The 24608-nt window shown below is 69.9% G+C and carries 20 protein-coding genes, 1 tRNA gene and 2 pseudogenes; 10 read left to right on the top strand and 13 right to left on the bottom strand.

What is annotated here, in order from left to right; all coding sequences use genetic code 11:
* The first annotated feature begins 96 nt into the window (after positions 1–96).
* From trxC to H3H34_RS02765, 6 genes and pseudogenes are all read left to right on the top strand, one after another.
* Positions 97–534 carry a thioredoxin TrxC gene (gene trxC / locus H3H34_RS02740; RefSeq protein WP_194743704.1) on the top strand — a complete coding sequence of 146 codons (438 nt, stop codon included), beginning with the start codon at positions 97–99 and terminating at the stop codon, positions 532–534.
* Positions 531–872 (top strand): carboxymuconolactone decarboxylase family protein, encoded by a 342-nt coding sequence (locus H3H34_RS02745; protein WP_235945249.1) that lies wholly within the window; start codon positions 531–533, stop codon positions 870–872. Before trxC ends, H3H34_RS02745 begins: the two co-directional genes overlap by 4 nt.
* A gap of 99 nt (positions 873–971) precedes the next feature.
* On the top strand, positions 972–2792 hold the full coding sequence (gene lepA / locus H3H34_RS02750) for a translation elongation factor 4 (RefSeq protein WP_194743705.1): 1821 nt from the start codon (positions 972–974) through the stop codon (positions 2790–2792).
* A 6-nt stretch (positions 2793–2798) separates the two neighbouring features.
* Positions 2799–3050: a hypothetical protein gene (locus tag H3H34_RS02755; protein WP_194743706.1), complete on the top strand. Its 252-nt coding sequence runs from the start codon at positions 2799–2801 to the stop codon at positions 3048–3050.
* Positions 3047–3253, top strand: coding sequence for a DUF2283 domain-containing protein (locus H3H34_RS02760; protein ID WP_194743707.1), 207 nt, complete (start codon positions 3047–3049; stop codon positions 3251–3253). Before H3H34_RS02755 ends, H3H34_RS02760 begins: the two co-directional genes overlap by 4 nt.
* Positions 3254–3257: 4 nt before the next feature.
* A pseudogene (locus H3H34_RS02765) lies at positions 3258–3526 on the top strand (elongation factor 4); the annotation flags it as partial.
* Positions 3527–4524: 998 nt separating this feature from the next.
* Here H3H34_RS02765 and H3H34_RS02770 read toward each other — a convergent pair.
* The 3 genes from H3H34_RS02770 to H3H34_RS02780 form a co-directional block, all read right to left on the bottom strand.
* A complete protein-coding gene (locus tag H3H34_RS02770; protein ID WP_194743708.1) occupies positions 4525–5424 on the bottom strand; it encodes an aspartyl protease family protein in 900 nt (299 codons plus the stop codon).
* Between the two features lie 90 nt (positions 5425–5514).
* Positions 5515–6147 (bottom strand): glutathione S-transferase family protein, encoded by a 633-nt coding sequence (locus H3H34_RS02775; RefSeq protein ID WP_194743709.1) that lies wholly within the window; start codon positions 6145–6147, stop codon positions 5515–5517.
* Positions 6148–6419: 272 nt separating this feature from the next.
* Positions 6420–7934: a fumarate hydratase gene (locus H3H34_RS02780; RefSeq protein ID WP_194743710.1), complete on the bottom strand. Its 1515-nt coding sequence runs from the start codon at positions 7932–7934 to the stop codon at positions 6420–6422.
* A 572-nt stretch (positions 7935–8506) separates the two neighbouring features.
* Here H3H34_RS02780 and H3H34_RS02785 point away from each other — a divergent pair.
* The 3 genes and pseudogenes from H3H34_RS02785 (at position 8507) to H3H34_RS02795 (ending at position 13097) form a co-directional block, all read left to right on the top strand.
* Positions 8507–10354, top strand: coding sequence for a ribonucleoside-diphosphate reductase subunit alpha (locus H3H34_RS02785; RefSeq protein WP_235945356.1), 1848 nt, complete (start codon positions 8507–8509; stop codon positions 10352–10354).
* Positions 10355–10506: 152 nt separating this feature from the next.
* Positions 10507–11553: a ribonucleotide-diphosphate reductase subunit beta gene (locus H3H34_RS02790; RefSeq protein ID WP_194743712.1), complete on the top strand. Its 1047-nt coding sequence runs from the start codon at positions 10507–10509 to the stop codon at positions 11551–11553.
* Between the two features lie 782 nt (positions 11554–12335).
* A pseudogene (locus tag H3H34_RS02795) lies at positions 12336–13097 on the top strand (IS5 family transposase).
* Between the two features lie 89 nt (positions 13098–13186).
* Here H3H34_RS02795 and H3H34_RS02800 read toward each other — a convergent pair.
* From H3H34_RS02800 to H3H34_RS02820, 5 genes are all read right to left on the bottom strand, one after another.
* The gene (locus tag H3H34_RS02800) at positions 13187–13435 is read right to left on the bottom strand and encodes a hypothetical protein (RefSeq protein WP_194743713.1); all 249 of its coding nucleotides are present in this window, start codon (positions 13433–13435) and stop codon (positions 13187–13189) included.
* Positions 13435–13806, bottom strand: coding sequence for a VIT1/CCC1 transporter family protein (locus tag H3H34_RS13940; protein ID WP_328831053.1), 372 nt, complete (start codon positions 13804–13806; stop codon positions 13435–13437). Before H3H34_RS13940 ends, H3H34_RS02800 begins: the two co-directional genes overlap by 1 nt.
* A 520-nt stretch (positions 13807–14326) precedes the next feature.
* Positions 14327–14403, bottom strand: a tRNA-Pro gene (locus tag H3H34_RS02810).
* A gap of 66 nt (positions 14404–14469) precedes the next feature.
* A complete protein-coding gene (locus H3H34_RS02815) occupies positions 14470–15780 on the bottom strand; it encodes an FAD-dependent oxidoreductase (RefSeq protein ID WP_194743715.1) in 1311 nt (436 codons plus the stop codon).
* Between the two features lie 61 nt (positions 15781–15841).
* A complete protein-coding gene (locus H3H34_RS02820; protein ID WP_194743716.1) occupies positions 15842–16675 on the bottom strand; it encodes a helix-turn-helix domain-containing protein in 834 nt (277 codons plus the stop codon).
* A 401-nt stretch (positions 16676–17076) separates the two neighbouring features.
* Between H3H34_RS02820 and H3H34_RS02825 the strand changes: the two genes are divergently transcribed.
* Entirely contained in the window at positions 17077–18162 is a 1086-nt protein-coding gene (locus H3H34_RS02825; protein ID WP_194743717.1) for a sigma 54-interacting transcriptional regulator, read from the top strand.
* A 141-nt stretch (positions 18163–18303) separates the two neighbouring features.
* Here the strand turns inward: H3H34_RS02825 and H3H34_RS02830 are convergent, their stop codons facing one another.
* The 5 genes from H3H34_RS02830 to panC form a co-directional block, all read right to left on the bottom strand.
* A complete protein-coding gene (locus H3H34_RS02830; protein WP_194743718.1) occupies positions 18304–19455 on the bottom strand; it encodes a M23 family metallopeptidase in 1152 nt (383 codons plus the stop codon).
* A gap of 100 nt (positions 19456–19555) precedes the next feature.
* The gene (locus H3H34_RS02835) at positions 19556–20368 is read right to left on the bottom strand and encodes a ferritin-like domain-containing protein (RefSeq protein WP_194743719.1); all 813 of its coding nucleotides are present in this window, start codon (positions 20366–20368) and stop codon (positions 19556–19558) included.
* Between the two features lie 26 nt (positions 20369–20394).
* Positions 20395–20856, bottom strand: a complete 462-nt coding sequence (locus tag H3H34_RS02840; RefSeq protein WP_194743720.1) for a peroxiredoxin — start codon at positions 20854–20856, stop codon at positions 20395–20397.
* Between the two features lie 39 nt (positions 20857–20895).
* A complete protein-coding gene (glnE, locus tag H3H34_RS02845; RefSeq protein WP_194743721.1) occupies positions 20896–23634 on the bottom strand; it encodes a bifunctional [glutamate--ammonia ligase]-adenylyl-L-tyrosine phosphorylase/[glutamate--ammonia-ligase] adenylyltransferase in 2739 nt (912 codons plus the stop codon).
* Positions 23631–24497, bottom strand: a complete 867-nt coding sequence (gene panC / locus H3H34_RS02850; protein ID WP_194743722.1) for a pantoate--beta-alanine ligase — start codon at positions 24495–24497, stop codon at positions 23631–23633. The genes glnE and panC overlap by 4 nt, the downstream gene beginning before the upstream one ends.
* Positions 24498–24608 lie beyond the last annotated feature (111 nt).

The following is a 24608-nucleotide window of genomic DNA, read 5'->3' on the forward strand; positions in this document are numbered from 1 at the left end:
ACCGCCTGGCGCGCTAGGGTCCGGTCAGACGTGTCGGGAGGAAGCCATGCGCGTGGTCCCTGTCCCCTCCGCCCCCGACGGCTCGCGGAGCGCGCCGTGACTGACGCCGTCCTCCTTCCCTGCGCGGCATGCGGGGCCATGAACCGGGTGCCGCGAGCACGCCTGGCCGAGGGCGGGAAGTGCGGGCGCTGCGGGGCGCCGCTGTGGCCCACCGAGCCGGTCGCCCTCGACGAGGCGGGCTTCGAGCCCTTCGTCGCGCGCTCCGGCCTGCCCGTTGTCGTCGATTTCTGGGCTCCGTGGTGCGGGCCGTGCCGGGCGATGGCGCCGGCCTTCAAAGAGGCCTGCCGGCGCCTTTCAGGGAAGGTACGCCTCGCCAAGGTCGACATTGACCAGGCCCCTGCGCTGGCGTCGCGCCTGGGGATCCGCTCGGTGCCGACGGTCGTGCGGTTCGCCGGCGGCCGGGAGACGAACCGCGTTTCGGGCATGCTTCCTGCCGCCCACATCGAGGCCTTCGCAAGAGGAGAGGGGCAATGACCGACTGGCAGCAGATGGTGACCGAGATGAACGGGCTCACCCGGGAGCTCCGGGGGCTTCAGGGCGAGGTGATGAAGGCCTTTGCCGACATGGCGAAGGCCGCCACCGGCCCGGCAGCGCTCGACACCAGGACGAAAGAGCTCGTCGCGCTCGGCATTTCCGTCGCCGTCCGCTGCGATCCGTGCATCGCGTACCACACGCGTGCGGCGGTCAAGGCCGGCGCTACCGAGGCCGAGATCGCCGAGACGCTCGGCATGGCCGTCTACATGGGGGCGGGCCCGAGCGTCATGTATGCCGCCAAGGCGCTGGAGGCGGCGCGCAGCTGGAACCAGGGCTGAACTGCCCGGGCGACCGGGCCTCGTCGGCATCCGCTCCCCGGCCCCCCGCGACCATCGCCCTCGCTTGCGGAAGCGGCGGCCCCCTGCCAAGGCGCGCCCATGGCGAGCCTTCCCGCGGTCGATCCGTCGCACATCCGCAACTTCTCGATCATCGCCCACATCGACCACGGCAAGTCGACCCTTGCCGATCGCCTCATCCAGCGCTGCGGCGGGCTTTCCGAGCGCGAGATGACCGAGCAGGTGCTCGACAGCATGGACATCGAGCGCGAGCGCGGCATCACGATCAAGGCGCAGACGGTGCGGCTCGACTACACTGCAAGGGATGGGCAGGCCTATGTCCTCAACCTCATGGACACGCCCGGCCACGTGGACTTCGCCTACGAGGTGAGCCGCTCGCTTGCCGCCTGCGAGGGCGCGCTCCTCGTCGTCGACGCAGCCCAGGGGGTGGAGGCGCAGACGCTTGCCAACGTCTACCAGTCGATCGAGCACGACCACGAGATCGTCCCCGTCATCAACAAGATCGACCTGCCCTCGGCCGACCCCGAGAAGGTCAAGGCCGAGATCGAGGAGATCATCGGGCTCGATGCCTCGGGCGCCATCCTCGCCAGCGCCAAGACCGGCCAGGGCATCGACGACGTCCTCGAGGCCGTCGTCACCCGGATTCCGCCGCCGAAGGGGGACCGCGATGCGCCCCTGAAGGCCCTCCTCGTCGACAGCTGGTACGACCCCTATCTCGGCGTCGTCGTCCTCGTCCGGGTGATGGACGGGGTGGTCCGCAAGGGCATGCAGATCAGGTTCATGGCCTCGGGCACCACCCACGTCGTGGACCGGGTCGGGGCCTTCCGCCCGCGGATCGAGCAGCTCGCCGAGCTCGGCCCGGGCGAGGTCGGCTTCCTCACTGCCCAGATCAAGGAAGTGGCCGAAGCCCGGGTGGGGGACACCATCACGGATGCGAAGCGCCCGGCCAACGAACCGCTCCCCGGTTTTCGCGAAGTCCAGCCGGTCGTCTTCTGCGGCCTCTTCCCGGTGGATGCAGCGGACTTCGAGAAGCTTCGGGACTCGATCCAGAAGCTCCGCCTCAATGACGCAAGCTTCACCTTCGAGATGGAGACGAGTGCGGCGCTCGGCTTTGGCTTCCGCTGCGGCTTCCTGGGCCTCCTTCACCTCGAGATCATCCAGGAGCGCCTGTCGCGCGAGTATGATCTCGACCTCATCACGACCGCCCCCTCCGTTGTCTACAAGGTGCACCTGACGGACGGTACGGTGAAGGAGCTCCACAACCCCGCCGACATGCCCGATCCGGTTCGCATCGCCCACATCGAGGAGCCGTGGATCGAGGCGACCATCTACGTCCCCGATGCCTATCTCGGCCCGATCCTCAAGCTCTGCCAGGACCGGCGCGGAATCCAGAAGCAGATGACGTACGTGGGCAACCGCGCCATGCTGGTCTATGAGCTTCCGCTCAACGAAGTGGTGTTCGACTTCTATGACCGGCTGAAGTCGGTTTCCCGCGGCTACGCGAGTTTCGACTATCACCAGATCGGCCACCGCGAAGGCGATCTCGTGAAGATGTCGATCCTGGTCAACGGCGAGACGGTCGATGCGCTCTCGATGATCGTCCACCGCGACGCGGCTGAAGCCCGCGGCCGCCACATGTGCGAGCGGCTGAAGGATCTCATCCCCCGCCACCTGTTCAAGATCCCCATCCAGGCCGCCATCGGCGGCCGGATCATCGCCCGCGAGACGATCGCCGCGCTGCGGAAGGACGTGACGGCGAAGTGCTACGGCGGCGACATCACCAGAAAGCGCAAGCTCCTCGAAAAGCAGAAGGAAGGGAAGAAGCGCATGCGCCAGTACGGCAGCGTGGATATCCCCCAGGAAGCCTTCATCGCCGCGCTGAGGATGGGGGATGATGGGTGAGGGGTGATGACCCAAACGCGCTATTTCACCGAACAGATCCTCGCGCGCCGCCCCTATCTCACCGTCGAACTCTGCCGCGCCGTCGTCGCGCAGCCGCTCCGCCGCAGCGTCCAACCTGACGGCCGCGTGCGCTTTTGGGGCGCCGTGATCTTGCCCGGCGAAACCGAAAAGCGCATCCTGCGGGTCGTGACGCTCGAGGATGGCAGCACCCTGCACAACGCCTTCATCGACCGCAGTTATCGGGACGAACAGCCATGAAGCTCCACTACTACCCCGAAACCGACAGCCTCTATATCGAGCTGCGCAAAGCCCCCGCGCTCGACACCCGCGAACTCGCTGACGGCCTGAACGCCGATTTCGACGATGCCGGCAACATCATCGGCTTCGATATCGATCATGCCTCAGGCCGCCTCGATCTCGCCAGCGTGGAAGCCATCGCCCTGCCCCTGAAAGCCGCCTGAACCACGCCACATGCGCGAACGGGTGAAGGATCTCATCCCCGCCATCTCTTCCGGATCCCGACCTAGGCCGCCATCGGCGGCCGCATCATCACCCGCGAGACGATCGCCGCCCTCCGCAAGGACGTGACCGCCAAATGCTGCGGCGGCGACATCACAAGAAAGCGCAAGCTCCTCGAAAAGCAGAAGGAAGGGAAGAAGCGCATGCGCCAGTACGGCAGCGTCGACATCCCCCAGGAAGCCTTCATCGCCGCACTGAGGATGGGCGAGGCGTAGCGGCTGCGGCGAGCTCGAGAGCACTGGCCCGGAGACTCGCGGAGCCTCCAGCCGGCGGGGCAGGCCACGCCGCGCGGCCTCGCCGCCGAGCGTACGGGGCCCGATCCAGTGCAGAGGTACGAGTTTGACTGATCGTCATGAAGGTGGAGGCCCAGGCCGCCTCACAGAGCGGCAACAATTGTTGGGCAGTCGAGTCACTGGCCTCCTGCCGTACTTGCCCAACGCTATGCCATGTGGCAGATAGATCAGTAGAAAAGATCTGATTCTTCGGTTCAGAGGATGTCTTATGCAAGCAGATCTTGCTAGAATATTCTCATTGTGCTCAATCTTTTTTTGTTCAGGATGTGGCGAATCGGAATTGGTAAGGCATGCTAGAAATGCAGAATTAGATGGTCGTATTATTGATAACGGTCTCATGTCGCAACATTATCCTAAGACCTTTCGGCCGGGACATCCCCCGTACATAGAAAGGGACTTTGAGGCTGGTGCAAATCTGGTTTGCGATGAGCTTCAGGTGAAGTTCCAGAAAGACTTATGTTCAGAACACGGAATAAACTGGAGATAGTTGCCGGGAGGCCGCCGTTAAGCGGCTCGGCTCTTTCTTTCAGACGCATTCTCTGGCGGGTCAGAGTTTGGTGATGAAGCCGCGGCCGGCGGCAAGGCCGCCGAATCCGCTTCGTCCTTTGCAAAAAATGAGCAGAAGGGAAGGGCGCGGCCAAGCCGCGCCGTCGGTCGGGTTCGGCCTTTGGCCGACCCGCCGGCCGGGCCTGCGGCGTCTCGGCGATCAGCGCTCCGCGCTGACGCCGTGCGCCTCCGGCCTGTCCTACACCTCCCGCCCATGCCACATTTCAGCCCGCTCTTTCTCAGCACTGGTCAATCGCGCGAGCGGAGGCCCTCACTTCTCCGCATGAGCGAGAAATGTGTGAAAACTCGTCAATCCGGAAACAATCGCGGCCGCCGGCGAGACTGCGGGGCAGCGCGTCGCCGGCCGCAGCCGCCTACGGCCTCAGGAACAGCCTCTCGCCGCAGAAATCGACGATGACGCGCGCCCGCGTGAAGAGCGGCAGGCCGACGTTCGCATCCGCCGCGTCGCGCGTCCCGTCCGGCCGGTCGGGCAGCAGCATTGCCGGCACGTCGTGCATGACAATGGGGCCGACGGCAACCTCCCGCAGGCGCACGACACGCGCGTCCTGCGTGCCGCCGACCCCCGCGGCCGGAGTCGGCCGGGAGGGCCGGTCACGGTCCAGTCCCAGCCGCCGCCACGCCTCCGGCCGCAGGGCAACCGGCGCAGTCGATCCGGTGTCGAAGGTGGCAAGGATTGTCGTCCGGCCCTCGATCCCCAGCGGCACGGCCCGGATGCCGTCCGCGGTTGGCACCAGCGGCACCGAAGGCATCCCTGCCGGCGCCACGAAGGTCGCAGCCGGCGTCAGGCGCAGCAGCTGTTCCGCGAAGTCGAGGTCAACCGCGAAGCTCTGGAACAGCTCGGTCCCGAGGATCAGGTCCACCGGCTTTCCGGCGGCCGCCGAAAGGGGCGCCAGGTCGGCCGCGTACAGGGTCACGCCGGCAAGCGTCGCCGCGCCGATCCCGAGCAGCGCGCCGGGGTGCCGCGTGACTTCGCTCGAGGTGACCGCCCCGCGCGCCACTTCCGTGCCTTCGGCAGGAAGGGCGAGCCGGCGCGCCACGCCCGCGTCCACCACGCTAGCCTCGGCCCCACTGTCGAGCAGCAGCATGACCGCCGCTCCGTTCAGGGTGCCGGAAAGCAGGATGCGCCGTCCGTCGTTCAGCTCGAACGGGATCGCTGCCTCGGCTGCAAGGTGCGCCGCGACCGGGGCCGGGCACGGGCGTGCCGGTCCCGCGCCCGTTTCCGCCAGGAGGCCGATGAGCAGCAGGCCCAGCATGGCCGAAATCTCCCATCTGGCCGTTACAGGTCCGTGAACGGCCAGCCGGGCCGTCTCCGGGGCAAGGGCGTGCGGGCACCGCGCCCCGCCTCACCCCTCCATTGCCGCCTGAAGCTCCAGATCCAGCGCATGGGCGCGCTGGAAGGCGGGCCGGCTGGTCAGCCTGTCGCGATAGGCGAGGAAATCCGGCTCCTCGGGCAGCATTCCAAAGGCCAGGCCCCAGTCCACCATACCGCCCGCATACACATCGGCCGCGGAAAAGGCTGCCCCGGCAATCCAGCCGTCACCTCGCGGAACGGCTTCCCGCAGCGCTGCAACCACGGCTTCGCGGCTGCCATAGCCCGCCATCGCCTGCTGCTCGGGCGAAAGCCGGACACCCAGGTGCCCGTTCATCATCGTTGCCTCGACCGGCCCGGCAGCAAAGAACAGCCAGCGATAATAGCTCCCCCGCTCGGCCGGCGGCGGTGCCAGCCCCGCCCCGGGAAAGGCGTCGGCCAGCCAGGCGCAGATTGCCGCGCATTCCGTCACCACCTGCCGGCCCGCCGGCCCCTCGTGCACGATCGCCGGCACCTTTCCCATCGGGTTGATCGCCAGATAGTCGGCCGCCTTCATCGCCGGCCCATAGGCCAGCGGCACCACCTCGTAGGGGCAGCCGACTTCCTCGAGCATCCACCTCACCGTCGTCCCGCGCGACTGCGGGTTGGTGTAGAATTCGAGCATCATCCTTCTCCCGTGGCAGGAAGAACAGAACACGAACGTCATTCCCTGTCAACCGGCCGGCGGGCGCCGCTGCTGCCCGACCATCAATCCCCTGTGGGCAACCATCGACTATCAGGACCGCAGGCGTCCGGTGGACATCCGCTACCTCGAGGCCATCACCCGCGTCTACGATGGCCTGGAGAACTGGCACATCATCAGCCGGACCGGAGAGCGTCCGGCCGCTCCCGGGCCCCGGGCAGCCGACGACTGACCGCGCGGCGGGGCAGCCCCGCGCCTCACGCCATCTCCCGCGCGCGCTCGGCGATCCGCCGCCGCCATTCCTCGGGGCCGCTCTGGTGCACGCTGACGCCGCGCGCATCAACGGCCACCGTCACCGGCATGTCCCTCACCTCGAACTCGTAGATGGCCTCCATGCCGAGGTCCTCGAAGGCCACCACCCGCGCGCTCCGGATCGCCCGGGCGACGAGATAGGCTGCCCCCCCCACCGCGATCATGTAGGCCGCGCCCGCCTTGCGGATGGCGGCGATCGCCTCCGGCCCGCGCTCGGCCTTGCCCACCATGGCAAGCAGGCCCTGGTCCAGCATCAGCTTCGTGAACTTGTCCATGCGGGTGGCTGTTGTCGGCCCGGCCGGGCCCACCACCTCGTCCCTGACCGGGTCGACCGGCCCCACATAGTAGATGACCCGGCCCGCGAACGAGACGGGCAGCGGTTCGCCCCTCGCCAGCATGTCGGCAATCCGCTTGTGGGCGGCGTCGCGCCCGGTCAGCATCTTTCCCGTAAGCAGCAGACGCTCGCCCGGCTGCCAGCTCGCCACCTCCGCCTTCGTGAGCGTATCAAGGTTGACCCGCCGGGCTTCGGGGGAAGGCGCCCAGTCCACCTTCGGCCAGCGCGCGAGATCCGGCAGCGGCAGATAGGCGGGCCCCGAGCCGTCGAGGTGGACATGGGCGTGGCGCGTGGCCGCGCAGTTGGGGATCATGCCCACCGGTTTCGACGCTGCGTGCGTGGGATAGTCGAGGATCTTGACATCCAGAATCGTCGAAAGCCCGCCGAGACCCTGGGCGCCGATGCCAAGCGCGTTGACCCGGTCGAAGATCTCGATCCGCAGCTCCTCGATCCGGTTCGCCGGCCCCCGGGCCTTCAGCTGCGCCATGTCGATGGGCGCCATCAGCGCCTCCTTCGCCAGCAGGAGCGCCTTCTCCGGCGTCCCGCCGATGCCGATGCCGAGCATGCCGGGCGGGCACCAGCCCGCGCCCATGGTCGGCACCGTCCGCTCGACCCAGTCGGGAATCGAGTCCGACGGGTTCAGCATCACGAACTTCGCCTTGTTCTCCGAGCCCCCGCCCTTGGCGGCAAGCACGAGCTCGAGCTCTCCCCCCTCCACGAGCTCGACATGGAGCACGGCCGGCGTGTTGTCGCGGGTGTTGACGCGGGCGAAGGCCGGGTCGGCCACGACCGACGCGCGCAGCGGGTTGTCCGGGTCGCGGTAGGCGCGGCGGACCCCTTCGTCGACCATCTGCTGGAGGGTCATGCCCCCCTCCCAGCGCACGTCCATGCCGACCTTGGCGAAGCAGACGACGATGCCCGTGTCTTGGCAGATCGGCCGGTGCCCCTCGGCCGACAGGCGGCTGTTCGCGAGGATCTGGGCGATCGCATCCTTCGCCGCCGGGCTCTCCTCCGCTGCATAGGCTGCGGCGAGCGCCTCGATGTAGTCGACGGGGTGGTAGAAGCTGATGTGCTGGAGCGCGGCGCGCACGCTCTCGATCACGTCTTCGGCACGAATGAGGGCCATGGCCTGTCTCCGGACTGGTGGCCGCTCCGTTAGCGCGGGGGGCCGGTCGCGCAAGGCCGCGGCGGACGCCGGTTGCTTCTCCCAGCGCCTCTCGGGCAGCGGCGGCGCCGAGTCGGCCGCGTGGGCCGAGGAGACCTGCCCCGGCACGAGGTCGCAGCGCACGCGCCCAAGCCGTTCACGCGCCTCCCGTTCCGCGAAGGCGGGGGCCTGCGTGCTGCGCGCGACGAAAGCCTGCGGCACCGCGACCCTCCGGTGCGCCCGCATGTGAGCGCGCAGCGCTTACGCTTTGAACCGCGAGGGGTCTGCGCCTGACTGCTGCACGCGGCGGGCCGGAAGGGGTGCAGTTGCCGCTTGCGTCTTGGTGCCGGTCTGGCACTATCCCTTGTTGTTGCTGGCGCCTGTGGCCTCTATCTCTTGTGTCCGAAAGTGGGTGCACGGGCATCCGGGGCTGGTGGAGGGGGTGCCGGTCTGGTAAGCACTGGAGTTTCATGGAGCCCGCGAGGGCCCGAGGGGAGAAGGCAGGGAAGAGCATGGAGTTCGCACGTACCGAGACCACGTCTGCAGCCGTGCCGATGCCCGAGTCGGCCTCGCGCGCCGTCCATGCGCCGCGCTTTCCGGTGAAGATCGATCCCGACCGCGACAATCTCTTGACCGCCTTCGGCAAGGAGACGCTGAAGGACCGCTACCTCCTGCCCGGGGAGGGTTGCCAGGACATCTTCGCCCGCGTGGCCGCGGCCTATGCCGACGATGCCGCGCATGCCCAGCGCCTCTACGACTATATCTCGAAGCTCTGGTTCATGCCGGCAACGCCCGTGCTTTCCAACGGCGGCACCGGGCGCGGGCTGCCCATCTCCTGCTACCTGAACTCGGTCGACGACAGCCTCGAGGGCATCGTCGGCACCTGGAACGAGAATGTCTGGCTGGCAGCGCGGGGCGGAGGGATCGGCACCTACTGGGGGCGCGTGCGCGGCATCGGCGAGCCGGTCGGCCTCAACGGCAAGACGTCGGGCATCATCCCCTTCGTCCGGGTGATGGATTCGCTCACCCTCGCCATCTCGCAGGGTTCGCTCCGGCGCGGCTCGGCCGCCGTCTACCTCGACATCTCCCACCCCGAGATCGAGGAGTTCCTGGAAATCCGCAAGCCCGCCGGGGACTTCAACCGCAAGGCCTTGAACCTCCATCATGGCGTTCTCGTCACCGACGCCTTTATGGAGGCGGTCAGGAAGGGCGAGCGCTTCGTCCTCGTCTCCCCGCGCGATGGCTCGAAGCGCGGCGAGGTGGATGCCCGCACGCTGTTCCAGAAGCTGGTCGAGACGCGCCTCGCAACGGGCGAGCCCTACATCATCTTCATCGACCACGTGAACCGCGCGATGCCGAAGCATCAGCGCGACCTGGGGCTCAAGGTCACGACGTCCAACCTCTGCTCCGAGATCACGCTGCCCACCGGGCCCGATCATCTGGGGAACGACCGCACCGCCGTCTGCTGCCTCTCCTCGCTCAACCTCGAGACCTGGGACCAGTGGCACGCCGACCCGCGCTTCCTCGAGGACGTCATGCGCTTCCTCGACAACGTGCTTTCCGACTACATCGCCCGCGCGCCCGACGAGATGCGCCGCGCGAAATATGCCGCCATGCGCGAGCGCTCGGTGGGCCTCGGCGTCATGGGGTTCCACAGCTTCCTCCAGGCGCGCCGCATCCCGTTCGAGAGCGCGCTTGCCAAGTCGTGGAACCTGAAGATGTTCCGGCACATCCGCGAGCGGGTGGACGCAGCCTCGATGCTGCTTGCCGTCGAGCGCGGGCCCTGCCCGGACGCCGAGGAGATGGGCGTGATGGAGCGCTTCTCGTGCAAGATGGCGATCGCGCCGACCGCCAGCATCTCCATCATCTGCGGCGGCACCTCGGCCTGCATCGAGCCCATTCCGGCCAACATCTACACCCACAAGACGCTCTCGGGCAGCTTCGTGATCCGGAACCCCCATCTCGAGAAGCTGCTCATCGAAAAGGCCAAGAACTCGGATGCGGTGTGGAACTCGATCCTCGAGCATGACGGCTCGGTCCAGCACCTTGACTTCCTCACCGCCGACGAGAAGGCCGTTTTCCGTACCGCCTTCGAGATCGACCAGCGCTGGCTCCTCGAGCTTGCCGGCGATCGCACGCCCTACATTGACCAGGCGCAGTCCCTGAATCTGTTCATCCCGGCCGATGTCGAGAAGTGGGATCTTCTCATGCTCCACTTCCGCGCCTGGGAGCTGGGCATCAAGTCGCTCTACTATCTCCGCTCCAAGTCGGTGCAGCGCGCCGGCTTCGTCGGCGGGGAAGCGGGTGGCCTTTTCGGCGGAGTGGAGGCGGACAACACGCCCGAGCCGCGCCGGATCGAGCTCGACGCCAACAAGTACGACGAGTGCCTGGCGTGCCAGTAGCAAAGCGTTCGGCCGGCGGGGCGGGCCGCTCCGGCGGCCTGGCCGTCGGCGGGTCTCAGCCTGTCCGACCCGTCGTGCCCGAAACTTTCCGGCAAGCCCTTGCCCGGCGCGCGACCTCGTTCTATCTCTGTTCTCCGCCTGTGGAGTGACCCATGCCCCTCCTCGAAGCCAGCCGCACCTACAAGCCCTTCGAATACCCCTGGGCCTACGAGTACTGGAAGCGCCAGCAGCAGATTCACTGGATGCCCGAGGAAGTCCCGCTCGGCGAGGACTGCCGAGACTGGGCGCAGAAGCTGACCGACCACGAGCGGAACCTGCTCACCCAGATCTTCCGCTTCTTCACCCAGGCCGACGTCGAGGTGCAGGACTGCTACCACGACCGCTATGGCCGGGTGTTCAAGCCGACCGAGATCAAGATGATGCTGACCGCCTTCTCCAACATGGAGACGGTCCACATCGCGGCCTACTCGCACCTCCTCGACACCATCGGCATGCCCGAGACCGAGTATGCCGCCTTCCTCAACTACAAGGAGATGCGGGACAAGCACGACTATCTCGCGAGCTTCGGTGTCGAGACCGATGCCGACATCGCCCGCACGCTCGCCATGTTCGGCGCGTTCACCGAGGGGCTCCAGCTCTTCGCGAGCTTCGCGATGCTCATGAACTTCCCGCGCTTCAACAAGATGAAGGGCATGGGCCAGATCGTCTCCTGGTCGGTGCGGGACGAGAGCCTCCACTGCGAGGGCATCATCCGCCTGTTCCATGCCTTCTGCGCAGAGCGGCAGTGCCTGACGCCGGCAGTCAGGGACGATATCCTCGACATGTGCCAGAAGACGGTGCGCCTCGAGGACGCCTTCATCGACCTTGCCTTCGAGATGGGCCCAGTCCACGGCATGCACCCGAAGGAGATCAAGAAGTACATCCGTTTCACGGCCGACTGGCGGCTGAAGCAGCTGGGGCTTCCGCCCATCTACATGATCGAGGAGCACCCGCTCCCCTGGCTCCAGCCACTGCTCTCGGGTGTGGAGCACGCCAACTTCTTCGAGACCCGGGCGACGGAGTATTCGAAGGCGGCCACGCGCGGGAACTGGCAGGAAGTGTGGGAGATCTTCGACCGCCGCCAGGCTGCCAAGACCGCCGCCGCCGCCAACGACGCGGATCAGGGGGCAGATCTTCTCTCCGGCGTCGCGGCGGAATGACGCCTCCGGCGGGCAGGGGCGAGCCGCCCCTGCACCCGGCCAATACCGATATCCCGAGCGCCCGGCGGAAACTGGAGCGCCAGACGTTCCACGTCCGCTTCCAGTCCTGCATCGCCTTCACGCACCGGATTGCGTCCCTGATTGACAGGAACCGCTCACGTTCACGAGTGTCGGGGCCGCTCATCCCTTGCTTGGGGTCGCACACTCCTCGCGTCCAGGTCATGCCGTGCCGCAACTGCAGACTTCTCGACACCCCTTCTTGCAGCTTCGTTTCCGGTTCGCTACATTTTGTGCGGGAGGATCTTGTTATGCGGAAGGTAGTCGGAGTTCTGGTTTTCCTCGCATCGACTCCAGCCTTTGCGCAGTCATCAGTGCATGTGCGTGGGTATATCCGGTCTGATGGCACTTATGTGGCGCCCCACTACAGGTCGGCGCCAGATTCCAGCAGGATGAACAATTGGTCATCGGAGGCGAACTTCAACCCCTATACCGGAAAACAGGGAACTGTAGACCCATTTGCACCAAGATTTCCATCATCCCCGGGATATCGACCGTATCGGCCAAGGGGCTTCTGACACGAAGCAAATAGGACGTCTCCGCTGGGTCGATCGCAATTTTTCGGGCGGAGCGGGATTGGCCGCCTCTCGCACGTGTTCGCGCGCGTCGAACGCTGCCTCGATGTCGTTGAAGCCTGACCGCCTTTCCTAGGCTCAGCACCTATTCAATCCCTGGTGTTGGCGGCGATGCGTTGATTCGATGGCGGCATCTGGGAGGTGCTGCTGATGTCGGGCGTGTGGTTGCTGAGCGAGGCGCAGATGCGGCGCATTGAGCCGTTTTTCCCGCTTTCTCATGGGGTTCCGCGAGTGGATGATCGGCGGGTGATCTCCGGGATCGTCTTCGTGCTCAGGAACGGCCTGCGCTGGCGGGGTGCGCTGCCGGCCCAGGGGCCGCACAAGACCTGTCACACAACCGGTTCATCCGCTGGAGCCGCCTGGGCGTGTTCAACTCGATCTTCGCCGAGCTGGCGGCCAGGGCCGGCAAGCCCGACAGGCTGATGATCGACGCGACGCAGCTGAAGGCCCATCGAACCGCTGCCAGTCTGTTCAACAGGGGCTCTTCCCCGAAATATCGGGCGCGACCTGTGGCGGACCGAACTCCAGGCTGCATGCTGTCACCGTCGGCCAGGGGCGGCCCTTGGTCATGCTCCTGACCGAAGGCCAGGCCAGCGTCACCGGGGCGCTGCGTTGCTGCGCAATGCCTTACCGCCAGCCAGGGAGCCGATCGCCGACAAGGGCTATGTCGGCAACGGCTTCCGCAACGCCTTGGCCGAGCGCGGCACCGCCGCCTGCATCCCTTCCAAATCCAGCCGCACGACCGCCATTCCGCATGCCCCCGTCCTCTACCGCCAGCGCCACAAGATCGAGATCATGTTCGGCCGCCTGAAAGCCTGTCGCCGCATCCCCATCCGCTACGACCGCTGCGCACACGCCTTCTTCTCAGCCGTCTGCATCGCAGCCACCGTCATCTTCTGGCGTGGTCAATGAGTCCTGAGCCTAGAACGCCACGTCTCCCACGGTGTAGCTGACGAGGATGGTGAAGGCGGCCACGATCAGCGTCCGGACCAGAGTTCGCTTCACATGGATCCCCCCCCCGCCCGGACCCCGGCCACCGAAATCGCCACCAGCGACACCAGCACCGAGACAGTGATGAGCGGCAGCTCGATCCGCGCCGGCGGATACCATGCGAGCAGGAAGGCAATGGCGGCGCCCAGCCCGAAGGCGAGCGCCGCGCCGGTGCCTGCAGTCGCGACGTGCGCCGCCGACACCAGCCGCACGATCCCGTGCTCGCGCTCCAGCGCTGCCTTCAGCGGCGAGCGCCGCATCAGCCATCCACCACCTCCCCGGCAAGCTCCGGCGCCGGCTCCTTCGCCACGTAGACGGCAACGATCTCGGCCCGTTCGGCCTCCCGCCCGGCCTTCGGTTCCTGCCGCTCCTCGGCAGTCGCGGCGATCTGCCCGTCCCGCTCCGCTGCCGTCTCGGCCCACTTGGCTTCGCCTGGGGTCGGCATTTCCGCGACGATTGCCGAGCTCCCGGCAATCAGCGGCGTCCGCTTGCTTGCTCCTGCGCCGCTAAACCCGAGGAGAAGGCCCGCCGGGCTGATGATCCTGTCCTGCGCCGCAGGCGCCCAGGCCCGGCGTGACTGCCGCTGGCCGAGATGATGCGCGAGGTCAGATCCGAAGGAACGCGCCGCCATGCTTCTCCTTCCGTCCAGCCGCCTGCTATCGCCACGGTCGCGCCGGGGACAGGCCGGCGACAAGCCGGCGACAAGTTGCCTTCGGCGATGTGGCGCGAGCACTCCGGCCGACCGTGAACGCGTTCCGCAACTTCGCGGGTCGGCGTTGCTGCCTGAGCGACAGCGGCGTCACGCCCAAGGAGAAATGGGGGAGATGTTGACCCGGTGCAGGCCGTCTTCGCCCGGCGGCGCCATGCCGTGCTCCGGGCCTTGCCGAATGTCGGCAGGCGCTCGGCTCACCCGTACCCGATCGGGCATCGAGACCCGCAACCGGACCTGTGGCAGTCGATCATTGCAAAACTGCCTGGTCGACGCCGAATGCCGCCCCGGCCGCATGCACACGGACGCGAGGGAAGGCGGATCGCGGTGCGAGGGCAAGGCTCTTGGCCTTCGCTTGCCCGGCACGCTGTGCGGCAAGACGGACAATGCAGCCGATGGGGCTGCGGACCGGCGGAGCGCCGGCCGCGGCCCTCGGAAAAGATGGTCGGGGAAAGAGGATTCGAACCTCCGGCCCCCGCCTCCCGAAGACGGTGCTCTACCAGGCTGAGCTATTCCCCGGACCGTCAGGCGAGATAGGAGGGCGAGGCGGGGTGCGTCAACCCCTGGGGGCGCGTTGCGCCCGGCTCAGACGGACGCTCCGCAGAGCGCCCGAAGGGCCTCAATGTCCACGATCTTCTCCCGCGGAGCGCCGGGCCGGGCAGCGGCCACCTCGGCGCGATCGATCGCCTCCCAGTCGGCGAAGCTCGACGGCCTCACCCTCCGTTCGGCAAGCACCGCCAGCAGGCCCGCGCGCCCCGGGCGGCCGGCCGGCGGGGCGCCTTCCGCCCGGATCCGCTCGATGACGGCAAAGCCATCCGGCCGGTTGGTGCCGATGGTGCCCGAAGGCCCGCGCTTGGCCCAGCCGACGCACCACAGCCGCTCGGCAATCCGCCCGTCGTCGTTGGCGAAGCGGCCGCCGCGCGCGTCGAAGGCAGCGCCCTCGAGCGGCAGCGAGCGGTAGCCAATCGCGGCAATCACCAGCCCGCAGGGGATGATGCGGGTCTCGCCCGTGTCGATGGCGTTCCCGGCCTCGTCCACCCGGGTGAGCGCCACCTCGATGCCTTCCACCCGCTCGGAGCCCAGAATGCGCGAAGGGCGGTGGAAGAAGGCGAAGTGGATGCGCACCGGCTTGGCCGGGTCGGGCCCGGCGGCCGCGAACCGGCGCAGCACCTCGACGACCCGCCGCTGGCCGGTCTCGAGCGTGGCGTCGCCCGCAGGGTCGGGCAGGTCCTCCGGGCGCACCACCGGGGTTGCGCGCGCAAGCTCACCGAGCTCGCCCACCTCCTTCAGCGTGAAGCTCGCCTGGTAGGGGCCGCGGCGGCCGAGGATATGCACGTCACGCACTGCCGAGCGTTCGAGCGCCGCCAGTGCATGGGCGGCGATGTCGCTGCCCGCGAGTTCGCCGGTCGTCTTGGCGAGCACCCGGGCGCAGTCGATGGCAACATTGCCGTTGCCGATGACGGCGACGCCCGGGCGGTCGAGCGGCGGGGCGAGGCCGGCGAAGTCGGGGTGGCCGTTGTACCAGCCCACGAAGGCGCCCGATCCGAACACGCCGGGCAGATCCTCGCCCGGGATGCCGAGCCGGCGGTCTTCAGGTGCGCCGACCGCGAGGACCACGTCATCGTAGAAGCCGAGAAGCTCGGCGAGCGCGATGTCGCGCCCCACCTCGACATTGCCGATGAAGCGGACCCGAGGGTCCTTCGCGACCGCCTCATAGCGGCGGGAGACCGCCTTGATCGACTGGTGATCGGGGGCGACGCCGGCGCGGATGAGGCCGTAGGGCGTGGGCAGGCGGTCAAGGATGTCGACGGCGACGTCCTCGCCGAACGCCTTGAGCGCCGCTTCGGCGGCATAGAAGCCGCTTGGCCCCGAGCCGATGATCGCGATCTGCCGCACCCGCACCTCCGTTGCCGTGGCGCGGGCTTAGCGCCTTCGGTCGGGCGGTCAACGCCGGGCGTCAGAGCCCGGGGAGATTGAAGCAGGCCTCGAGGCAGCGGTCGAGCGTCTCGGCAGTGGCGGGCGCAAGCTCGATGAACGCGCGGCGGGCATCCTCCTGGTCCGCCCGGCGGACGAGCAGGCCATCATCCACCATGTGCTTGATCCAGCGCAGCGCCGTGGTGGTGGGGACGGCGGCGGCAATGCAGAGCGAGGAGACCGAGACGGCGCGGCCCTCGCGCCGGGCGGCCGCGAGATCGAGGAGGATGTCCCATGCCGGGTCGGCGAACAGCCCCTGCGGAAAGAAGGTCTCACGCAGCCGGCGGGCCTTGATGTGCGCGCGGATCCGCGGGGCGTCGACCGGGCGCGGCGCGTCCGCCTCCCGCTCCGCTGCCATGGCCCGGATCGCGGCCGCGATCCGCTCCGCCTCCTCGCGCAGCCGTTCGAGCCGCGGGTCGAAGGGCGTGCGGGTGTCGGCGACGCCGGCCTGCGGCGCGCGGAGCGCCCGCGCAATCGCCGCTTCGAGCTCCTCGGGGCTGCAGGAGGGCTCGAGAAAAGCCGTGACCGCAAGGCCCATGAGGGCGCCCGCTGCGTCGGCGGTGTCGGCGTCGGCGAGCACGAGGAGCGGCACCCCGGTGAATGCCGGGGCCTGAAGGGCGGCCAGGGTGGCGTCGTCGACGGCCTCGGCCTGCACGAGCAGCACGTTCGCTCCTGCCGGCGGCTGGGCTGCATCGAGCCGGCGGAAGCGGAACCGGAACCCGAGCGCCTCGGCAAGCGGGATCTCCCCCACCACCCCCACGACGGGAAGATGGTTGAGGTCAATCCGGTCCGGTTTGGAGGCAAGCGGAAGCGACATGGGGTCCTCGTCCAACCTGTTGGCGAACCGATGGTTTTCCGGACGCCGGCACGCCTTCCGCACGTGCGCGGACCCTCCTTCACCACCGGTCCGGCGGCAATTCCCGCAACCTTCCGAACAGATGTTGGTAAATCGCGGGTCCGACCCCAGCGGCGAAGATGCGCGGTTTCCGGCGTTGGGTCAACGGTGGGCCGGACCCTGGGGGGACGACGGCAGGCGGTGGATGCCCGGGCGCGAAGGCGCGGCGCGGACGCGGGCAGCGGCCGAGGCTCGGGCGCGGGCCGAGGGCGGATCGGGTGGGCGCAGGAATCGGGGCCGGGTCAAGAGGCGGGGCAGGGACAGAGAGGAGGCACATGCGGCAGCGAGCGGAACGGACACGGCCCGGCGAGAATGCGGCGGCCATGCCTGCCCCGCGGCGCCTGCGCCCGGCACCGGTCCAGCCCGACCAGCCGGAGGCAGCACTCGCGGCTCTCCTGGTGGGCGGCAGCAGCACCATGCAGGAGCTCCGCAGCCGGGTGCGGCAGCTCGCCCGGTCGGACGCAACGGTCCTGGTCACGGGGCCGACCGGCGCCGGCAAGGAGAATGTCGCCCGCGCGCTCCACGCCATGTCGGCTCGCGCCCCCGGCCCGTTCGAGGCCGTCAACTGCGGCGCGATCCCTGCGCATCTGGCCGAGAGCGAGCTGTTCGGCGCCGAGGCCGGGGCCTACACTGGCGCGGTGCGCGCACGCCGCGGCCGCATCGCCGCGGCGAACGGCGGCACGCTTCTCCTCGACGAGATCGGCGAACTGTCGCTCGAGCTTCAGGTGAAGCTTCTGCGCGTTCTGGAATGCCGGGAAGTCGAGCCGCTGGGCGGCCGCGCTCCCGTTCCCGTCGACGTCCGCATCATCGCGGCCACCAACCGCGACCTCGAGGCCATGGTGGCCGACGGGCGGTTCCGCGCCGACCTCTACTGGCGGCTTGCCGTGGTGACGCTCGAGGTGCCGCCGCTCGTCCACCACGCCGAGGACATTCCGCTTCTCGTCGACCACTTCGCGCGCACGCGGGGCGCGTCCCTCCGGCTGACGGAAGATGGCGCGGCGGCGCTCGCCCGGCACGGCTGGCCCGGCAACGTCCGGGAGCTTCGCAACCTCGTCGAACGTGCCATCGCGTTTGAGGAACACCTGCTCGACACGGAGACCATCGGCCGCCTGCTCGGCCCCCGCCGGCGAAGCGTGGAGGCGTGGCTCCACGGGTCCGAGCCGCTGGCTTCCGCGCGGCTGAGGCGCTGCGAGCCCGCCACACTCCCGCTCGTCGCGGAGGAGGAGCTCCGGCCGCTCGTGTTGAAGGCGCTCCTCGCCGAGGCGGAGGCGGCCATCATTCGCCAGGCGCTGGAGGCGAGCGGCGGCACCGTGGCGCAGTCGGCCCGGATGCTCGGCCTCAAGCGGACGACGCTGGTCGAGAAGATGAAGCGGATGGGCCTCGCGGCGCCGGCGCAAGGCCGGGCCTGACCGTGGGCTCGAAGCGGCCAGGCCGCCGCGGCAGGGGTGGCCTGGGGAGGGCGGCCACGCGCATCAGCCGTCGGGTGCGTGACCCCGCGGGTGCATCAGCCCGCCAGCCCTGCCGTTCTGCCGGCTGGGCGGAGAGGGCCGCTAGTTCGCCGCTTGCGCGGTCGCCACGGCGTCGGGGCGGCCCGGCTGCATGGCCAGCACATAACGGGCGGAGTCGAGGAACGGCCGCGGGTTGACCGGCTGGCCGTCGATGCGGACCTCGAAGTGGAGGTGCGTGCCTGTCGAGCGGCCGGTCGAGCCCATGCCGCCGAGGCGCTGGCCCATCCGGACCCGCTCGCCCACGCTCACGTCGATGCGGGAGAGGTGGGCATAACGGGTCATGATGCCGTGCCCGTGGTCGACGTCAACCGTCAGCCCATAGGCACCGAACCGTTCGGCGCGGACCACGCGCCCCGCGGCACTGGCGCGGACCGGCTCGCCATGGGCACCGGCGAGGTCGATCCCCGCGTGCATCGCGCCCCGTCCCGAGAAGGGATCGTAGCGGAAGCCGAAGCCCGAGGTGAAGCTCGTGTTGGCCGCCGGCGCAAACACCGGGATCGAGGCCATGGCCTGCTCGAGCAGTTCCACGCGCTGCCAGCTCATGTAGAGGTCGGCAAAGCGCGGGTCGGCGCCCTGGGCGGTACCGCCCGCAAGCGCCGGGCCGGCCGGCACGAACGGACCGCCGAGGCCGAGTCGGTTGCTGCTCTGGGGCAGGAAGCGCGACTGGTCGAGCCCGAGCCGGCGGAGCAGCGCCTGCGCATCCCTCAGCCGGCTTTCGGCGGTGGCCGACGCGCGCTCGAGCAGCGCGAACTGCTGCGCCTCGAGCTCCGCGAACGGAGCAAGCACGCCTGCCTCCTGTGCCGCAGCACCCGTGAGCCGCGCCCGGCCCGCAGGTGGCACCAGGCCGGCAAGCTCTGGCCCGCGTGCCTTGCCGGTCAGCAGCGCATCGAGAAAACGCTGCCGGGCCTCGATCCGCTCCGCCGTGGTCTGGACCTGCCCCTTGAGCCGGGCGGCGTCGGCCTTGAGCGCCTCCACCTGGGCGGCCATCCGCGCCATTTCGGCGCGGGCCTGCTCCTCCTCTCGGGCCCCCTCGGAAATGGCGCCCGTGACTCCGAGCCCGACGAAGGCTGCCGCGAGCGCCGCGAAGGAAAGTGCCATGAGCTGCGTCCCCGTTCCGACCCTCAACTGGAGATGGCGGTCTGCCGTGCGGATCTCGACCTGCCACTCCGGCAGCCGCTGCGTCAGTCGCGCCATCCACTCGCCCGGGGCTCGCGCCCTCTTCTCGTGCATTCCCTGACCCTCGGGAGGACGTGCGGCTGCCGCCGCAACACTCCTTAACCTTGTCACCTCGGCCTCATGCGGGAGGGCGCTGAGGGGGGCAAAGGGGGAGATACCAGTCCGTCGCCAGACCGGCTTCGGCGCGCGCCGAGCCGTTGAAGGGCGGCTTCAGGGCGCCGCGGAAATGGGCACGCACCAGGTCACGAAAGCGGGCAGCGGGATCGGCACCCGATTCGCCGACCACATGTCTGAACCAGCGATTGCCTGCCGCGACGTGGCCGACCTCGTCCTCCAGAATCCGTGCAAGCACGGCAGCCGCCCGCCCGTCTCCCGCCGCCTCGAAGCGGGCAATCATCGCCGGAGTCACATCAAGCCCCCGCGCCTCGAGCACCTGCGGGACGACGGCGAGCCGGGCCGCGAGGTCATGCGCCGTGGCCGACGCCGCCTGCCACAGCCCGTCGTGCGCCGGCAGGTCGCCGTAGCTGCCCCCGCTCTCCTCCAGCAGGGCCTGGAGGAGCCCGAAGTGAGTCGCTTCCTCGGCGGCAATCCGCAGCCACTCGGCGGCAAAGGCTGGCGGCATCAGGTGGCCGAACCGCCCGGCGATGTCGGCGGCAAGGTCGATCGCGTTGAGCTCGATGTGGGCGAGCGCGTGGAGGAGTGCGAAGCGGGCGCGCGGGCTTCCCGCCCGGCCGCGCTTCGGCATGGCAGACGGCGGCAGGAGGACGGGCCGCACCGGCCGCGCGGGCCGCTCGGGCATAAGCGGCCCGGGGGCCCGGTGGTCGAGCCGGCCGGCCGCGGCCGCTTCATGCGCGGCACGGGCCGCCGCCTGCTTCTCCGCCGGCGAGGCCGCCAAGAGCACCCGCGCCGCGGCCGCCCGAACGCTTTCCACTCTGCGCGCCGGCCCGCAGGGGCTGCTCAGGCCAGGGCCTCCGCGCGGGCCAGCACCTCCTGAGCATGGCCCTTCACCTTCACCTTGCGCCAGACGGCCGCGATCGTGCCGTTCCGGTCGATGAGGAAGGTGGAGCGGTCGATCCCCATGTAGGTCTTGCCGTACATGCTCTTTTCCACCCACGCGCCATAGGCCTCGAGTGCCGCGCCGTCGGGGTCGCTCCCGAGGCGGATGGCGAGGTTGTGCTTGGCGGCGAATCGCTCGTGGCTCTTCACGCTGTCCTTGGAGACCCCGAGCACCACCGTGTCGGCCGCCGCGAAGCGGTCGGCAAGCGCCGTGAAGTCGAGCGCCTCCGTGGTGCAGCCGGGCGTGTCGTCCTTGGGGTAGAAGTAGAGCACGAGCTTGCGCCCCGCGAAGTCGCCGAGGCTCACGGGGCCATCCGCGGTCTCGACCGTGAAGGGCGGGGCCTTGTCGCCAACGTCTGCCATCTGTCCTCCTTGGCCGCGGGGTGCGGCTCGCCTCACCGTTCAGCGCTTCTGGCCGAACGTCTCTTCCCATGCCGCAAGGATGGCCGCCTTCGCCACCCCCACGTCGCGCCTGAGGTCGGCAACGCTGCGCCGGCCGCAGGTCCGGGCGAGGAGCGCGGTCGCGGCCGAATCGGGCTCGGCGGCGGTCTTCGCCGGCAGGATGAGGCGCAGCGCCATCAGTATCGCCATGAGGAGGCGGTGCGGCTCGACGAGCTCGGGCGCGAGCCGGAGCGCGGCGCCCTCGAGCGCGGTCGGCACCCGCTCGCCGGCGATCAGCGCCCGGGCGGCGAGCACGAACTCGAGATCGACGAGGCCACCCTTCATGAGCTTCACGTCCCAGGGGCCGCGCGCGGGCTTGTGCGCTTCCATGAGCCGCCGCATGGCCAACGCGCCCGCCCGCACGGCGTCTGGTGCCCTCGGGCGCGCGAGAAGCCGGTCGATGGCGGCCTGGGCGGAGGCCCGCGCCTCTTGTGGCCCGGCGATGGCGCGGGCGCGGGTGAGCGCCATCGTCTCCCACATCTCCGCTTCCTCCGCCTGGTAGCGCGCGAAGCTGTCGATGCTGACGACGAGCAGCCCCTGGGACCCGGAGGGCCGGAGGCGCGTGTCCACCTCGTAGAGCGGCCCCGAGGCCGTCGGCGCCGTCAGCGCACCGATGAGGCGCTGCCCGAGGCGGTTGAAGTAGGTGCTGGCGCCGAGCGGCGTGGGCCCGTCGGAGCGGGCCTCGTGGTGGCCGGAGAAGAGGAGCACGAGATCGAGGTCCGACTGGGCGGTGAGCGCCCGCCCGCCGAACCGGCCCATGGCGAGGACCACGAGATCCTGCCCCGGGACCACCCCGTGCCGCGCCCGGAACTCCGCCTGCACCGCCTCGCCGAGCACCAGGATGGCGGCCTCCGCCATGTCGGAGAGCTCGGCCGCCGCAGCCAGCGCGTCGCGCCGGCCCTCGAGGATGTCGACGGCGATGCGGAAGCGGCGCTCGGCCGTCCAGCGGCGGGTGCGGTCGAGACAGGTCTCGAGATCGGCCCTGCCCGCGCCGGCGAAGGCCCGCAGCTCGGCCTCGGCTTCTGCCACGCCGGCAAGCGGCGGCGGCGGGTCGATCACGACGTCGAACAGCTCGGGCCGGGCGGCGAGCGACTCGGCGAGAAGCGGCGTTTCGGTCAGCAGCCGGCCAAGGAGCGTGGCAAGCGGCGGGTGGGCCTCGAGCAGCCGCCAGAACTGGACGCCCGAGGGCAGGGCAGCGATGAACTGGTCGAGCCGGACGAGACCGGTGCGGCCGTTCCGCCCGGTGCCGACGGTGCGGACGAGGGCGGGGGCGAGCGATTCGAAGGCGCTCCGCGCTTCAGGAGCACGCAGCGAGCGCGGCCGGCTGCTCCGCCAGTGGCCGAGGGTCTGGACGAGCAGCTCCGGGTCGGAGATGCGCGCGGCCTTCGCCCAGCGGCGGACGTCCTCGGGATCGTCGGGCAGGCGCGGGCGCGCCCTGCCGTGGCCCGTCGTCAGAAGCCCGTCGTAGAGCCGGGCGACCGCCCGCGTCCTGGGCTCGATCGCCCGGGCGACGGCGGCCCAGCCCGGCTCACCCATGAGCCCTGCCACCTCAGCGCGCTCGGCCGCGCCCTTCGGGATCATGTGGGTCTGCTGGTCGGCCAGCATCTGCAGCCGGTGCTCCAGCGTCCGGAAGGCGCGGTAGGCATCGGCCAGGGTGGCTGCAGCCGGCTCGGGAATGCGGCCGGCCGCGGCAAGGGCGGCAAGCGCGTCGAGCGTGGCAGGCGCGCGCAGCGCCGGCTCGCGCCCGCCGAAGATCATCTGGTGCAGCTGGGCGTAGAACTCCACCTCGCGAATGCCGCCGCGCCCCCGCTTCAGGTCATAGCCCGGGCCGAAGGCCTGCCGCTCGGCGAAATGGTCGCGGATGCGGTGCGAGACGTCGCGGATCTCCGCGATCGCCGAGTAGTCAAGGCTGCGCCGCCAGACGAACGGGGCGATGGTCGCGAGGAACGCGGCACCCATCCCGAGATCGCCCGCCACCGGACGCGCCCGGATGAAGGCGGAGCGCTCCCAGGTGAGGGCCTCGCTCTGGTAGTAGCTCTCGGCTGCGGCAAGCCGGAGCGAGGGTGGCGTCGAGTCCGGGTCGGGGCGGAGCCGCAGGTCGACGCGCAGCGCATAGCCATCGGCCGTCCGCTCCGAAAGCAGCGCGCCCATCCGCCGGACGATGCGGACGGCGGTGTCATCCGGGTCGCCAGACCGCAGGCCCGGCACGACGGCCGGGTCGTGGAGCACGATGAGGTCCACGTCGGACGAGTAGTTGAGCTCCCGGCTGCCGAGCTTGCCGAGGCCGAGCACCGTGAGGCCCCGCGCCTCCCCGGCCGGGATGCCGACGGCCTCGAAGGCGGCCGCGAGCGCCCGCGCGATGGCGCGGTCGGCAAAGCCCGACAGGGCGGCGGTGACGGTCTCGAGCGGCCAGGCGCCTGCCAGGTCGGCGACGGCGACAACGAGCGCCACGCCGGCGCGCGCCTGCCGGAGCGCGCGGGCCGCGTCCGGCTCGGCAAGGCGGGCTTCGCTCGCGGCCAGCGCGCCGGCCGCATCCCCGGCGTGCAGCTGCGCGACGAGCGCCTCCTCGCGCCGGATGAGGCCGCGCAGGAAGGGGGAGTGCCGCTCGGCGCGCGCCAGCGCCTCGGCAAAGGCAGCCGGGGAGCCCGGCTCGGACGCGAGGGGCGCAGGGGGGACCGGAAGGGAAGCGGAAGGCGTCATGCAGGTGGCGTTCCTGGCGCCACGGCGAGCGTGTCGAGGAGGCGGGTCGTCCCCAGGCGCGCGGCGGCAAGCAGCCGCGCCGGGCCGTCGAGCGTGGCGAGCGGGGCAAGCGTGTCGGGGTCGACGAGGGTGATGTAGTCAACGCTGGCGAAGCCGGCCTCGAGCAGCGCCGCGCGCGCGGCACCAAGGGTCGGCTCGACCGGCGCGCCGCCCGCAAGCGCCGTGGCTGCAGCCCGAAGTGCGGCCGGAAGGGCAGCCGCACGGGCGCGCTCGTCGGCCGTGAGATAGGCATTGCGGGAGGAGAGGGCGAGGCCGTCGGCATCGCGACAGACGGGGCCGGCGACGATCTCGACGGGGAGATCGAGGTCGGCGACCAGCCGGCGGATGACGGCAAGCTGCTGCCAGTCCTTCTCGCCGAAGACCGCGACATCGGGCGCGGCCATGACGAGGAGCTTGGTGACGACGGTGGCGACCCCGCCGAAGTGGCCTGGCCGAACGGCGCCCTCGAACGGCTCCGACAGCCCGGCCACCTCCACCCGGGTGGCAAAGCCGGGGGGGTAGACGGTCGTCACCTCGGGGGCGAAGAGGAGGTCGCAGCCAGCGCGGGCAAGCTGCGCGCGGTCTCCCGCCTCGTCGCGCGGGTAGCGGCCGAAATCCTCGTTGGCGCCGAACTGCAGCGGGTTCACGAACACCGAGGCCACCACGAACCCGGCGTGGCGCCGGGCGAGCTCCACGAGCGAGAGGTGCCCGGCGTGGAGCGCCCCCATGGTCGGCACGAGCGCGACCCGCTGCCCGGCCGCCCGCGCCACCGCCACGCGGGCGCGCAGCCCGGCCACGTCACGCACCAGCTCGAGACCGCTCATGTCGTCACGCCCGCCTTCCTCCCGTCTTGCCGTCGGTTCCCCTCCCCCTCCGCTTCCCCGCCGCCCGCTCGCGGGAGCGATTGCGAATCCCGAACGGCCGCGCCAAGGGAG

This window comes from Thermaurantiacus tibetensis (assembly GCF_015354055.1).
Lineage (GTDB): Bacteria > Pseudomonadota > Alphaproteobacteria > Sphingomonadales > Sphingomonadaceae > Thermaurantiacus > Thermaurantiacus tibetensis.